The organism is bacterium, assembly GCA_040757115.1.
Taxonomy (GTDB): domain Bacteria; phylum UBA9089; class CG2-30-40-21; order CG2-30-40-21; family SBAY01; genus JBFLXS01.
The window spans coordinates 1-14,294 of record JBFLYA010000093.1 but is presented as its reverse complement, the minus strand read 5'-3'; the positions used below and the strand labels follow the sequence as shown (position 1 = coordinate 14,294).

The window sequence follows — 14,294 nt, the reverse complement described above, 5'->3', positions numbered from 1 at the left end:
CAGCGAATCAGAGCTTTTGTCTAACCCTGCGTTGCAGTTGACGGCGGGGGACTGTGCCGTGGTCAGAGTTTTGTGGTCTCTCAAAGTTTTATCTTGCTATCAAACTTTTGTGGTAATTCTCCCCGCCCCACCTGAACTTTATCGTTAGACTTTGTTAATAAAATATTTGCAGGAGGAATAATCATGAAAACGAAAACCACCATGATTTATTGGAAAGGAGAAAAGTTTTGGCTTGGTAAACTTCTTGAACATCCAGAAGTCATGACGCAAGGAGAGACTATTGAGGAATTAGAAGAAAATATTAAAGATGCGTACCTTCTGATGGCTATGGATGAAGTTCCAGAAGAACATCAGATAAAAGAAGTGGCTATGGCTATATGAAACGAAAAGAATTTGTTCGTCAACTTATAAAAGATGGTTGTATTTTCTTAAGACCAGGAGCTAACCATGATCTCTATATGAATCCTGCGACTGGTAAGAAACAACCTGTTCCAAGACACACCGAAATTGATAATGACTTAGCAAAACATATTAGAAAATATTTAGGTCTGAAGTAGTCTAACAAATCGTTGCAGCGGACGGCGGGGGCTGTGCCGTGATTGAAAGTTTTATAGTATTTCAATAGGTAATCGTGCTTACAAAGTTTGGTGGCGATTCTCCCCGCCGCCGCTGAACTCAGTTGTTAGCTACCCGATTGATGACAAACAAAAGAAGGGGTAAGTGGATATGCAAGATATGACACGACATAAAATTATAATTGCCGATTCAAGATCTATGCAGGAGGTGAGTAATGATTCTGTCCACCTTATTATAACCTCACCCCCATATTGGCAACTTAAGGACTACGACAATATTCACCAGATTGGCTTCCATGATACATATGAAGAATACATCAACAATCTGAACTTAGTCTGGAAGGAGTGCTATCGGACACTACACACGGGGTGTCGATTGTGTATCAATATCGGAGACCAATTCGCAAGAGCCGTTTATTATGGCCGATACAAGGTAATTCCCATAAGAACCGAAATTATCAAATTTTGCGAGTCCACCGGGTTTGATTATATGGGAGCCATCATTTGGCAAAAAGTAACAACCTGCAATACCACAGGCGGTGCCACCATTATGGGTTCATATCCTTATCCACGGAATGGTATTGTTAAGATTGATTATGAGTTTATTCTACTATTTAAGAAGCCAGGATGCTCTCCAAAAATCAATAAAACAGCAAAGGAACAATCTATCCTATCCGTAGAAGAATGGAACGAATATTTCGCCGGACATTGGAATTTTCCTGGTGAAAAACAGGATCATCATCTGGCTATGTTTCCTGAGGAACTTCCCAGACGATTGATTAAAATGTTTAGTTTTGTTGGAGAAACCGTACTTGACCCTTTCCTGGGCAGTGGTACAACTTCTCTCACTGCAAAAAAACTTCATAGAAACTCGATAGGTTATGAAATAAATGAGTCTTTTTTACCCATCATTAGAAAGAAATTGGGTATCGAGCAAAGAGATATCTTTGATAAAAGCATTATTGAGATTGTTAAACCAGAACGGAAGGAGATAGATTATCGACAGCAAATACAAACATTACCCTACATATTCCATGATACAGTCCAATTTGATAAAAAGATTGACCCCAGAAAGATGACCTTCGGCTCGAAAATTGACATTAATAGCAATGGAAAAGAAGAATATCTACGCGTGAGGCGTGTGATTACCCCGAATGAGATGGAGCTTACGAATGATCTTATTGTGAGATTGATAGGTATTAAGGCAGTATCGGGTAGAGAGAATGAAGCTATTAACTGGTTATGGGATAAACTAAAAGGGCAAAGCATTTACCTTAAATTTGACCAGATCAAATACGATGAAGCCAGTCATTTAGTCTCTTATTTGTATCTTAAAAATAAAACTTTCATTAATCTCCATTTTTGCGAACGAATTTAGTGCGGCTCGATGAAACTTTTCCGTTCCGATACTATGAAAGGTTTAAGGCGGCTATTGGAGGACGAAAACATTCATGAAGAAAATCAAAATTAAAAATGAGGAAGTTATATCAATTTTAGTTAATTTTTGCCTCTTTAATAAGCCTTATATTTTAACGCCTATGGGTCAACAACCACCTAACTCCCTTTATTAAGGGGGAATATTTGCTTCTTATTCGTGTGCATTCGTGTTGACAAAAAGGCAAAAACTTTATAGAATTGATATTACGCAACTGCTTGATGCGGAAGTTGTTTCATTTCCGAAATACGCTACCCAACTTATCAATTTGGCGAATCAAAATGCCCAGGGAACCAGGCCCGAAGTTGTTGGGCAAATGAGTGAACTGATTAAGGAATTCAAAGGTAAAAAACTTGAAGAATGGGAAAAATGGTACTTGAATAAATACCCTGAGGCTATCGAAAAAGCGAAGATGAAAATTCTGCAGATGATGGAAAACTTCAAAGAGGTTATTAGCCTCATTGATGCCCAAATGATTGAGGACTGGGTTAAGGACTTAGTAATTGTGAAGACATTTGTCGGTCTTAAATTCCAAGAGGCTATAATGAAACGCGTTGCCGAAACCTTAGGGAAAGCATACAGAATGTCTGACCCTGAGGATGAAGCAAAGGGAATAGATGGTTATATAGATGAAGTTCCCATAAGCATCAAACCCCCCAAACCTACGAATCAAAGCAAATGTTACCAGAAATTATCGGGGTACATATCATCTATTATGACAAAGTAAAGGATGGGATAAATATCTTCTTTGAAGACTTATAACCTCAGTAGATGCGAAGGAAATCTATCTATTGCGATGGAGGAAGATTATAATTTCGCTAACCAGTTGTTGCAGAGGACGGCGGGGGATTGTGGCGTAATTGAAAGTTTTGTAGTATCTCAATAGGCAATCGTGCTTATAAAGTTTAGTGGCAATTTTCCCCGCCGCCGCTGAACTCAATCGTTAGGCACACGGAGGGGGCATGAACGATGGCTGAGAGATACCCATGCAAGAGGATCGCTCCTGCGGCGCTCCACGCCCTCAAGGAGGCACTCACGCAGGTTTACTGGTACAAGTCCGACCTTCAGAGTTTCCTAACCCAGGCGCTTACCGACTCAACGATTCTGTCGAGACTCAACTGGGGAGACTACAAGTGGAACATCGTAGGTCAGTTGATCGAGTTTCTTGCGAGAAACGAGGACGTTTACCAGAGGCAGCTTCTCAAACTCATGACTGAAGTCTCGCGCATTGAGGACTTCAGCCACCTCGCGAGACTGGAAGACGGCGCAAAAAAGGTCGCCGGTGCAAAGTCAGCAGTCGATGCACTCCGAGGTCAGATCCGCGGCCTCGACGAGTTCCTGGAGGAGGAGCGGGAAATCGAACGCCGCCGGCAGGAAGCCCACGAGCGTCGGGTGAAGAGTGATGCTGTGCAGCAGGCGCTGGAAGAGTTGACCATCGCCTACCTGGACTTACTCACTTCTGAAGACGCCCAGGCACGGGGATACCGGCTTGAGAATATCCTACGTCGTCTTTTTGAGCTCTTTGATCTTGATCCCAAGGCCTCCTTTAAGGTGATCGGAGAGCAGATTGACGGTGCCTTCACGTTCGAAGGCACTGACTACTTGCTCGAGGCCAAGTGGCAGAAAGAACCCGTGCGTGCTTCGGATCTCGACTCCTTGGCGGGCAAGCTCTCACGAAAACTGGACAATACCCTTGGGCTCTATCTTGCCATTAACGGCTACTCTGAGGATGGAGTCCGCGCCCATTCCTCAGGTCGACGCTTGATTTTCCTGATGGACGGTAGCGATCTCATGGTAGTGATGGAAGGTAGGATCGACCTCGTCCAGCTACTACTCAGGAAACGCCGGGCTGCAGCGCAGACCGGAAACATCTACCTGAGGGTTTATGAGATACTTACGGGTAGTGCCTAACGATGGGTTAGGCTTTTTTAATTTCCTGTTCAAATTGCTTAAACTTCTCACGACATTTTTTCAATGATAATCTGCGTAGTTTTTTCACTCGCTCAGCAAGGTATTCAAGTTCTTGTTTTGTTATTTTATAATTCTTGCTGTATCTTGCATCAACATAGGCTTTCTTGAGGAGTTCAAACAATCTCTTTTCTTCACCTTCTTTTCTTGGGAAAATCTCACAAAACTTTAGATCGATCTTCTCCATCCGCTCTGTTAATTTCTCTAAGTCGTGTGTTCTAGGTTTGTAGCTTGTAAGGACAAGGGAAGTACCGCTGTATAGAGCTTCAGTGGTCTGATGGAGATTAAAGGCTCCTAAATTATTCCAACCTTTTTCAAAGTCAAGCTTATAATGCACAAAAAACTGCTTCGCTTTCGGAAACCAAAGTTTATGATCCTCCTCTGCCAACGCCTTTCTTATTCCTGGGGTAAGTTTTCTTGCTCTTGCCAGTTGGAATCGTTTTGAATCGTAAAGCAGTACACCTTCCTTTTTAACATCAGCATAGAAGTATCTGCCAACTGAGAGTTGTTCATTGACATGCTCAATATCTTCCCTAATAAGGTTTACTGGTGTACGGATCTTGCGTCTAATTTGATTTTCAACCTTGTTCCAAATCTTGAAATCATCTACAATTTTTTCTTCTCGCACAATCACCATGATGTCAAAATCAGATTCATAACTTGTGAAGTGTTGCTCCTCAGCATCATATCGAAAATCACACTCCACAAAGTCTCCACGGGCATAGCTTCCAAAAAGAATAATCATCTCAACCTTTGCTGAGGCACGAATGATTCCAACAATATTTTCCAGTTCCTCTCGTTTATACTCAGGAAGGTGGTCTATACTCGTTTTCATAAATATAATCCTCACTCATTCAGTAGCCTAACGATAAAGTTCAGGTGCGGCGGGGAGAATTACCACAAAAGTTTGATAGCAAGATAAAACTTTGAGAGACCACAAAACTCTGACCACGGCACAGTCCCCCGCCGTCAACTGCAACGCAGGGTTAGACAAAAGCTTTGATTCGCTGTCTTTTCCTTTTCCTCTGCCTCACCGAATTATTGTGCATTCCACATTCACGGTTGACCCTAAAATATCTCCTTTTTATTTTCTCACACAAAGCCACAAAGAACACAAAGGTTTATTGTTTTATTCAATTCCTTTGTGACTTTGTGTCTCTGTGTGATTATTTTTATTAGTCTAACGATGAGTTCAGCGGCGGCGGGGAGAATCGCCACCAAACTTTGTAAGCACGATTACCTCTTGAGATACTACAAAACTTTCAATCACAGCACAGTCCCCCGCCGTCCGCTGCAACGACTGGTTAGCGAAATTATATGATATCAAATAATGTTCCCTGCTTTTCTATCTCAACCTTTTTATTTCTTCTTATTTCAACTTTACCATCCACTCTCTTCAATATAACATTATAATATTTCTGTAGATATCTCCATCGTTATGTAATTCCGTTTTAATCTTTTAGCAACTGCTGCCGTTGTTCCTGTGCCACCAAAAGGGTCTAAAACTAAATCTCCCTCATTAGAACTTGTTTTTATTATTAGCTCTAATAAATCTTCAGGCATTTGACATGGATGTTCTCCTATCCGTTCTTTAAAGGTACCACAGATTCTTGAAAATTGCCACACATCATCAGGAATTTTTCCAAGTGGATTTGCTCGCCTATCCTTGTAAATAAGTTGTCTTGCAGAAGGAATCCGCTGATTTTGCCCAAATGAAAGCAAATATTTCTCCATAATACTAAACGGTTACCAAATCTTTTAACGAAATTAGATTAGCTCTGGAGTAGTTTTCTAAACTTTTTATATAACTACAAAAGTTTGGAAATTTTATCATCCATATATACCTACATCCTTCCGTATATCCCTTTGTAAATTTCTCTGCGGCAGGATAAACAATCTGAACTTCAAGATGCAATTGCTTAAAGAAAAAAACCCCTATTGATTGAAGTTTACTTCCTGTAGGAGCAATTATACATTTGTGTGTATATCTAAATTTCTTGTAGATTTCATCTAATACCGAAACAGTTTCTATATAATTAAAAGTGGTCAATTCTCTATGTTCTATTTTGTCTATCTTAGTAAAGATAAAATCCTCGGGAATCCTCTCATTAATCTCACGAATAGCATCCCGTCTCCAATAGTTATGTTGTTCATGGGGCCTGCCTTCAATTTCAATGAGATATTGGGGTGTTATTTCATTCAGTAGTGCTGTAAGTTCTTTATAATTAAAACTGGGAAAGGCAATCAACAATAATGGCGCATTTTGCATAGCAATACTGGAAAGCGATGTTGTCAGAGTTATTCTATAAATTCCTTTTGTTAAGAATGTAGGTATTACCTCTGGACTTCCTCTTTTTTTCGATTTTTTTGATTTAAATTCTTCTTTAGTTGGATGGTAAATTTCTGCTTCAGAGTAAATGATAATTATATTTTTATCAAAGTCTTTAAGGATGTCTAAGAGAATGACTATCAAGTATTTTGACATTCCAGATACATCTATTATTACATCAGCCGTTTCATTAATAAGCCCTTTTGCCTTTTCAAAATCGCCATAAAAATTTTCAGGATTAAATCTATCATAAGTTATCCATTCAACCTTGTTCAAAGAAACCTTTTCGGCTTTACTTTCAAATTCTTTCTTTCTATTTTTTAGACTAAATGGTTCATATTCAACGCCAATAACATTTGCAACTTTCTTGTTAGAAATAATAAGTTTATCCAAAAATGAAAGACATCTATCTTCAAATCCTGCCGGTGCTATTATAGTTGCATCGGAGGAAATATTATCTAACTTTAACTCCTCAATTGGAGGGAGGATTTCTTCAAAACTTTCTTTATTCTCTGTTTTTTTCATCATTTTCCCTTTTACCTACTTTTTACTTTTCCCTTACTTCTACGGGTTAAAAAAGACAACCCTATCTTTCATCTGGTTGCAACCTCTTTCTTCTTGGTTCTTTCTTTTTCATATCCTTTGTGAAACCTTTCGGATTTCTTAACAACTTTAAAAACTTATCTTTGCTTAATCCAATGTTATCCCTTTTGCTTGGAGTAAGTAAAAAGGTTGGTATCAATAATCTGCGTAGATAAAGTTTTGGAGCAACTTTGCCCCATTGACTTTTACCTACTATATCTCTGATAAATATGCTGTAACGCAATAATTCATTATATATCTCTAATGTACTTTCTTTTAAATCAATAGGTTCTGTTACTTCAATTCTAACTGCTTGCCATGGAGGATATTTATCCTGGTTTTTTGAATTTCTTGTCATCAAGAAATGATGCGCAACCTCACCAAACGCCTCAGCAATCTTTCTTAATTTTCGACCATAATTCGGACAGTTTTCAAGGTTACTTAGAAATTTATTTCCTGCTTCCCTAATTGCCCTATTTTGTATCTCTTTCTTAATTGGCAATTCAATTCCTTCTGCTTTAGTAAATAGACTATAACCTCCAGCCTGTTCAAAAATGTGCTTGATTAAATCCAAGATTTGAGCAACATCTCCAGTGCATAATCTAACTATAATATTCAAGCCATAGTAATGGACATGTTCCGGCTTCTTTTCTCTAATTTCGTAAGCAAGTTTATTAGCTGAATAATCACTCTCTCCCAAAATTTTCTTTATATCTTTATATGCCTCATCAATTTCTTGGGAATTTTCTAGCCGGTTATTAACTACTTCGAAAAGGAACGACTCGGCTCTTTTATCATCACGCAAGAAGAAGTATCCAAGATCCACTACAACATATTCTCTTCCCTCTTCCAATAATTTTCCTTTGGAACTATATGGGTGAAAAGAGACAATACTTTCGGTAGAAACCTTAAAAAAATACTCAGACCCTTCACTTGGAAATAAGATAAAATCATGTAAGGTTTCTTGGATTTGCTTAGAAATATTGGGGAATGAATAATCATCTAAAAAGAAGTAAATTGCCCGATTTTTTGCCCATGGTATATCCGTTTGAATTAAATTACATAACTTTCTAATAAAGTCCATAGGAGTAAAATATGGTTTTTGCTTATCATTACTGCCTTTTTCAAACCATTGGCGTGTAATTCGTTTTTCATTAACAATTATTGACCTTAGATGAGCCAAAATATCCGTTCCTAAAGGTGGTATTTGGTATGAGGGAAAGTATCCTCTTAAAAAACCTTGTAATTCATCTATCGTCCTATCAGTTAATTCAAACCCTGGCTTATTTTTTGAAGTTTCTAAAAGGTCTAAGATTTCATATAAGATTGAAAGGTTGAAATAATGTATTATCGCTTTTCTATTTTCATCAGAAATCTTTTCTTTAAGGTAAGGAAATGCAAAATATAAATCATTGCAATGATAATATATTCCTATATACTTTTCCTTGTAATCTTCACCTTTTTTTATTTTATCTCCGAGTATTTGTGTTTTTAAACTCATATTTCTAAATATGGTTGTTTTTCCACAACCCCGTGGACCTGTCAAAATAGTATTATTTCTTATTAATAAATCAGAATATCCAAGAAACTTTTCAGAATAGAGACGATGTAAGAGCTCAAATGAATTACCTATCTGTTCACACCGTAGATAGTCAAAAGGATGTGTTAATTTGGCTGGCATACTGGATATGTAGCTTTTGGTATATTCCTCCAAATACTTTTGAGGGATTTCTTCTTTAAAAATTCTGAGGAGCTCTCTTGGATTTCTTACAAATATTCCCTCTGTAGGATGAGTTTCTAATACTTTTTTAGGGAAAAAATCCTCAATGTAATTGTCGTAAAGAAATTTATCTTTTCCATCCATCTCAGAATAACTCAATTTCTCAAGCAAGGTATGACAGATTAAAACTAGCTGTTTATAATCATCTTTAGGTTCTAATTTGTTGTATGAACCACCTATTCCAAAATCTGTTATTTTTATAATTGGCGTTTCTGGTTCAATAGAGCGAGGGTCATGAAAAATTAAAATATTTCCTTCATGAAGGTCATTGTGATTAATACCAACAGTTTTCATAGCATGAAAAGTTTCTAAAATCTTCTGAACTAATATATCAATAAAAAACAAGGAGATTTGATTAGGATTTTGTATTATATATTCTCTTAAATTAAGGGCAGGTTTATTTCCATAGCCTACATACTCATAAAATATGCAAATATACGGTAACTCCTTAATTTGCTCTGCGGCATGTTTTTTATATTGTGCTACGGTTGAGATACCACTCAATTTTGCAATTTTCTCTATTTCGGTCTCCCATCCACTTTTCAAATTTTCTTTTGGAATTATCTTGCAAGCTGCTATATCCCCTGTTCTGGAATGTGACGCCTTATAGACTACCCCTATTTTCCCTCTGCCAATTTCCTTGCAGAGTTTATAACCGAGCACCTGCTCTCCTTGGAATTCATTCTCCTGAGGTAAATTTCTTTCTGCCATAGTATTATTTCTCCTTTTTCATAATAACAAACCAGTCTTTCTTAATCGTATCTCTTTTCCCTCTTATTCTCCTTGAATAGGGGATTTCATCTTCAATTACACTCAATATTTTAAAACCACCATTACTAAGAACAACATCCTGAATTATTGAAGATGTGTTAATGGATTTCTTACCCTTTTTCACTTCTCCCACTACAAATATACAATATGAATCTGACTTCAATGCAAAATAAAGCCTGCTCAACGCATTTTTTATTAAAAGATGAAAATCTTGTGGATTTCGAGGACTCTTATTATCATAGTATTGATAATCGTTTATTCCCAGGAACCACAGTCTCAATCTATTATCTCCTCCATAACTCAATGTATCCATATATGGTGGGCTGGTTATTACAGCGTCAATACTATTTTCTGGTAATTCTAATTTCTCAACACATTCTGTTTTGCATTCTCGAAATAACATCGGAGCTATTCTGAGAAAATGTCTAAATACACGCTTTATTTTACTAAGAAGTCTTGGCCTAATATCTCTATAGGTATATAATGTTGGAAATCTTTCTTTGGGAAATTTTTCTGTTCTCAGATATGGAACTATATGGCTTGATGGATATGAAAGAAATCCCGTGCTTTGATGATGAAGAATACCAAGTACGCAGGCCAAAATAAAGTATTCCTCATTTCTTTTTAATAATCTAACTAACGATAAGGTCTCTTTAAGGGTAGTTGGATGGAAAAAGGTTCTTACCCATTTTGGTATTCTTGATAAAGATATCCTGGTCATTTCTTCTTTGGTACAATTAAGATAATATTCTGCTCTTTCCAAAGCTTCATCTAACGAATTTGGAGGGTACATTTTTGCTTTAGTCAAAATAACTGCATAGGGATTAATATCGTTTGCTATAATATGTCTATTAAGTGTTAAAGATTCTAATGCAACAGTCCCCGAACCTGAAAATGGATCACAAATAGTATCATATGGTTTAGTATAACTTAATATTAGTTTTTTTGCTATATTAGATTTTAGTTTCCCCAAATACGGTGAAAGTTGGTGAAATGTATTTTCCTTGTATTCATTATTAGTCAAAGACTGAATTGCACACATTTTCATCTATCTTCTTTACCTCCTAATCCAGCTCTTGAACTCTAAAATCAATTGTTTCTTCACTAAATGTTGTTACTCTCAACGGCCTCAATAATTTACCTAATTGCTTATCGGTCAATCCATCTCCTAATGGAATTACAACTACGGTAGCTTCTCCTGTTCCTGATGGATTTTCCCGCCATCCCATATAACATCTAAAATCCTTATGCATTTTTACTCCTTTTTAAGGTGCTTGTAATTTGTGCTAATTTAAAAAACTCTTTTCTTCTCTTTGCCTTTCATTTATGGTTCTAAAGACATTTCAATTCAAAGGCATATCATCAAACCTCCACATCTCTTGATAGTCTACAATGGTTCTTTTGTCAATTTGATTATAATCAGCATCTGAATTTGCTTTCTTTAGTGATAAGTTCTCAATTTTTAGTATATTTCTAATCTTTATGATAATTCTTATTTGAGCATCTGCCTTTTTAAATCTCACAAATTGCTCATATTCTTCTTCTTTAACTTCAAACTTACTTAATTCAATCTTCTTTATTCTGGTAGGAATTTGAATTGCTTGGACAGAATCAAGTTTTTTAATATCATATCCCATTATTTTAAGCCATTTCTGTGCTTCTATATCCTTTTCCCAGTCATTGAATTTTTTACAAATTGCTTTCTCGTTTGCAAATCCTCCTTTTGCCGTTTCTGAACCAAGTTTTGTTTTGTTCATTATTCTACCTTTTTAAGCAAAATTTCCGCTAACGATAAAGCTCACCTGCTGCGGGGCGGATTACCACCAAACTTTGTAAACAAGATAAAAGCTTGAGATACCACAAAACTCTAATTACGGCACAGCCCCCCGCAGTCAGGTGCAGCGCCGGGTTAGGCAATATCCCTTGGACCCAAGGTCTCCTCTGCTTGATTAGATTTTGCTCTCCTCTGTAGTTCCTATCTACGGTTGTAGTACGCCTCTCGTCCTTCGTTTTGGTTGTGGTTCCTGGCCCCTCGACCGCCTACCCTACTTCTCTATGGATGCTGACCGCTATCTGATTTTCTCTGGTTCGTCTCTGCGGGAATGCTGTGAGAAACCTTCATCCTGTTTGCCGCAACAGCTGGAATTGTATCATAATTTATGCAATGGATTCAAGTGCCTAACGATAAAGTTCAGGTGCGGCGGGGAGAATTACCACAAAAGTTTGATAGCAAGATAAAACTTTGAGAGACCACAAAACTCTGACCACGGCACAGTCCCCCGCCGTCAACTGCAACGCAGGGTTAGACAAAAGCTTTGATTCGCTGTCTTTTCCTTTTCCTCTGCCTCACCGAATTATTGTGCATTCCACATTCACAGTTTGACCCTAAAATACCTCCCCCCGTCAGCTTCAGCGATTAGTTAGGCTTTTGTGATAATTTCTTTCTCAAATTGCTCAATCCTCTCCCGAGACTTTTTTAATGCCAATCTGCGTAGTTTCTTCACACGGTCGGCAAGGTATTCAAGTTCAGACTTGGTGATTTTGTACGATTTCTTGTATCGTGCATCAACATAGGCTTTTCTAAGAAGCTCAAATAATCGCTTTTCTTCACCTTCTTCCCGCGGGAAAATCTTGGCAAAATCTCGATCGATCTTTTCCATCCGCTCTGTTAATTTTTCCAGATCGTGCGTTCTTGGTTTGTAGCTGGTAAGAACGAGGGAAGCGCCAGTGTAAAGATGTTCGGTAGTCTGGTGGAGATTGAAAGCAGCTGAATTATTCCAACCTTTCTCAAAACCAGTTTCGTAATACACAAAATATTCCTTCGCCTTGGGAAACCAAATTTTATGATCCTCCTCTGCCAGTGCCTTTTTTATTCCTGGGGTAAGCTCTCTTGCTCTTGCCAGCTGAAATCGTTTTGAATCATAAAGTAGTATACCTTCTTTTTTGACATCAGCATAGAAGTATCTGCCAACTGAGAGTTGTTCATTGACATGCTCAATATCTTCCCTAATAAGCTTTGTTGGTGTATGAATCTTGTGTCTGATTTGATTTTCAACCTTATTCCAAATCTTATAATCGTCTACTACCTTTTCTTCCTTCACAATCACCATGATATCAAAATCACTTTCATAACTTGTGAAGTGTTGCTCTTCAGCATCATATCGAAAATCGTGGTCTACAAAGTCTCCCCGTGCATAGCTTCCAAACAGAATAATCATTTCCACCTTTGCTGCATTACGGATGATTCCGATAATATTTTCGAGTTCCTCTTGCTTGTAGTCAGGAAGATGATCTATGGTTGTTTTCATGATAAATCCTCAATACTTCAGTAGCCTAACGATTGAGCTCACCTGCCGCGGGGAGAATCACCACCAACCTTTGTTAGCAAGATAAAACCTTGATAAACCACAAAACCTTGAAAACAGCACAGCCCCCCGCAGTCAGGTGCAGCGATTTGTTAGCCTTTGAATCTCTTCATCATTTCTTCTTGTCTTAAAACTTGTTCTACAATTTCCCGTTTGGCAAGTTCAAATGCCTTGGAGAAGTCACGACTCCCTTCAATTACTTCCAATTCCCTCATGAAGTTAAAACAAAATGCTTGAATAAGTCGTGGATTCCCTTTTGATTCGGTGAATATCTGCTGGGATACATCCTCGGAAATCAAGAAGTTGCGAATATCGGCGTTTTCCGCTTGTGGGAGACCGACTGAGACTAGTTGGCGGACATGGTCAGAAGATTCAAATGGACCAAGTGGAATATATGTCTCTACACATTGGCTAAGTCCGGGAACTGACCAAGGATCAATATTGAAACCTATCAATCCGAATAGTATATTCCGAGAATTGAGGATTTGGAAATAAGTCCTTACAAAATCGCTCTGTTCTGAAAAATGCAAATAGTTGAACTCATCTGCTATTACAACAATCCGTGAATATCCATGTCTTGAGGCGATCTCCTTGAGTTCATCAATGATGGCAAGAAACTCGAAGTTCGTGATTGCCATACGGGTCATCCCCTTTTCGAGTCCCTCTTGGAGTCCAGCTTCTATGAATAATTTCCCACCGATTTTGCCCATTTCGGTAGCTTTGGACGAGAGTTGAGATGCCGAAAGGATATTATAAATCCGGCGGAGAGCCTTAATATTCTTTGACTCAATTTTTTTCTTCTCGAAATCCAAAGACCCAGAAAAAAGCTCCGAAAACGATTTGCCACTTATGAGTTGCCATATAGAAACAGTAATTTGCTTTCCAAGCTCAGAGAGAAATGTGCCAAATCCTTCACCATGAAATTGATATACAGTTTCTCTAATAATTAAAGTATCTTTAGTCTTTTCCTCTGTGTCGGCAATGGTTTTCCAAGCGAGGCTAGTTTTCCCTATACCTCTTTCTCCAGTAATAATGAGGTTACCAGTCCCGGACATTAACCAGTCAATTGTCTGGCGTAGTTCCTTCTCTCGATCTACGAAGAGATCATCATAAACTGGCGATGACATGTTAAATTTGAATGGTTTCATATTTCCCTCTCGGCTAACGATAAAGTTCAGGTGCGGCGAGGAGAATTACCACAAAAGTTTGATAGCAAGATAAAACTTTGAGAGACCACAAAACTCTGACCACGGCACAGTCCCCCGCCGTCAACTGCAACGCAGGGTTAGACAAAAGCTTTGATTCGCTGTCTTTTCCTTTTCCTCTGCCTCACCGAATTATTGTGCATTCCACATTCACGGTTTGACCCTAAAATATCTCCTAAAATATCTCCTTTTTATTTTCTCACACAAAGCCACAAAGAACACAAAGGTTTATTGTTTTATTCAATTCCTTTGTGACTTTGTGTCTCTGTGTGATTATTTATTTC

General features: G+C 38.0%; 14 protein-coding genes. 5 read left to right on the top strand and 9 right to left on the bottom strand.

Annotation, left to right across the window (positions count from 1 at the left end; all coding sequences use genetic code 11):
- Positions 1-183: 183 nt before the first annotated feature.
- The 5 genes from AB1422_09745 (at position 184) to AB1422_09725 (ending at position 3,921) form a co-directional block, all read left to right on the top strand.
- The gene (locus tag AB1422_09745; GenBank protein MEW6619595.1) at positions 184-381 is read left to right on the top strand and encodes a type II toxin-antitoxin system HicB family antitoxin; all 198 of its coding nucleotides are present in this window, start codon (positions 184-186) and stop codon (positions 379-381) included.
- Positions 378-557: a type II toxin-antitoxin system HicA family toxin gene (locus AB1422_09740; GenBank protein ID MEW6619594.1), complete on the top strand. Its 180-nt coding sequence runs from the start codon at positions 378-380 to the stop codon at positions 555-557. Before AB1422_09745 ends, AB1422_09740 begins: the two co-directional genes overlap by 4 nt.
- Positions 558-726: 169 nt before the next feature.
- Positions 727-1,953: a site-specific DNA-methyltransferase gene (locus AB1422_09735; GenBank protein MEW6619593.1), complete on the top strand. Its 1,227-nt coding sequence runs from the start codon at positions 727-729 to the stop codon at positions 1,951-1,953.
- A 229-nt stretch (positions 1,954-2,182) separates the two neighbouring features.
- Complete coding sequence (locus tag AB1422_09730) at positions 2,183-2,737, top strand: MjaI family restriction endonuclease (GenBank protein MEW6619592.1); 555 nt, start codon at positions 2,183-2,185, stop codon at positions 2,735-2,737.
- Positions 2,738-2,979: 242 nt separating this feature from the next.
- Positions 2,980-3,921, top strand: coding sequence for a hypothetical protein (locus tag AB1422_09725; protein ID MEW6619591.1), 942 nt, complete (start codon positions 2,980-2,982; stop codon positions 3,919-3,921).
- Positions 3,922-3,928: 7 nt separating this feature from the next.
- Here the strand turns inward: AB1422_09725 and AB1422_09720 are convergent, their stop codons facing one another.
- The 9 genes from AB1422_09720 to AB1422_09680 all read right to left on the bottom strand — a co-directional run bounded on the left by AB1422_09720 (position 3,929) and on the right by AB1422_09680 (position 13,953).
- The gene (locus AB1422_09720) at positions 3,929-4,813 is read right to left on the bottom strand and encodes a HEPN domain-containing protein (protein ID MEW6619590.1); all 885 of its coding nucleotides are present in this window, start codon (positions 4,811-4,813) and stop codon (positions 3,929-3,931) included.
- A gap of 572 nt (positions 4,814-5,385) precedes the next feature.
- Positions 5,386-5,712 (bottom strand): site-specific DNA-methyltransferase, encoded by a 327-nt coding sequence (locus tag AB1422_09715; GenBank protein ID MEW6619589.1) that lies wholly within the window; start codon positions 5,710-5,712, stop codon positions 5,386-5,388.
- 4 nt (positions 5,713-5,716) lie between these two features.
- On the bottom strand, positions 5,717-6,835 hold the full coding sequence (locus AB1422_09710; GenBank protein MEW6619588.1) for a hypothetical protein: 1,119 nt from the start codon (positions 6,833-6,835) through the stop codon (positions 5,717-5,719).
- A 58-nt stretch (positions 6,836-6,893) separates the two neighbouring features.
- Positions 6,894-9,380, bottom strand: coding sequence for a protein kinase (locus tag AB1422_09705; GenBank protein MEW6619587.1), 2,487 nt, complete (start codon positions 9,378-9,380; stop codon positions 6,894-6,896).
- A 4-nt stretch (positions 9,381-9,384) separates the two neighbouring features.
- Complete coding sequence (locus AB1422_09700) at positions 9,385-10,464, bottom strand: DNA methyltransferase (GenBank protein MEW6619586.1); 1,080 nt, start codon at positions 10,462-10,464, stop codon at positions 9,385-9,387.
- Between the two features lie 40 nt (positions 10,465-10,504).
- Positions 10,505-10,693 (bottom strand): hypothetical protein, encoded by a 189-nt coding sequence (locus tag AB1422_09695; protein MEW6619585.1) that lies wholly within the window; start codon positions 10,691-10,693, stop codon positions 10,505-10,507.
- Between the two features lie 90 nt (positions 10,694-10,783).
- A complete protein-coding gene (locus tag AB1422_09690; protein ID MEW6619584.1) occupies positions 10,784-11,197 on the bottom strand; it encodes a hypothetical protein in 414 nt (137 codons plus the stop codon).
- A gap of 663 nt (positions 11,198-11,860) precedes the next feature.
- Positions 11,861-12,748: a HEPN domain-containing protein gene (locus tag AB1422_09685; protein MEW6619583.1), complete on the bottom strand. Its 888-nt coding sequence runs from the start codon at positions 12,746-12,748 to the stop codon at positions 11,861-11,863.
- Positions 12,749-12,897: 149 nt separating this feature from the next.
- Positions 12,898-13,953 (bottom strand): hypothetical protein, encoded by a 1,056-nt coding sequence (locus AB1422_09680; GenBank protein ID MEW6619582.1) that lies wholly within the window; start codon positions 13,951-13,953, stop codon positions 12,898-12,900.
- Positions 13,954-14,294: the final 341 nt, after the last annotated feature.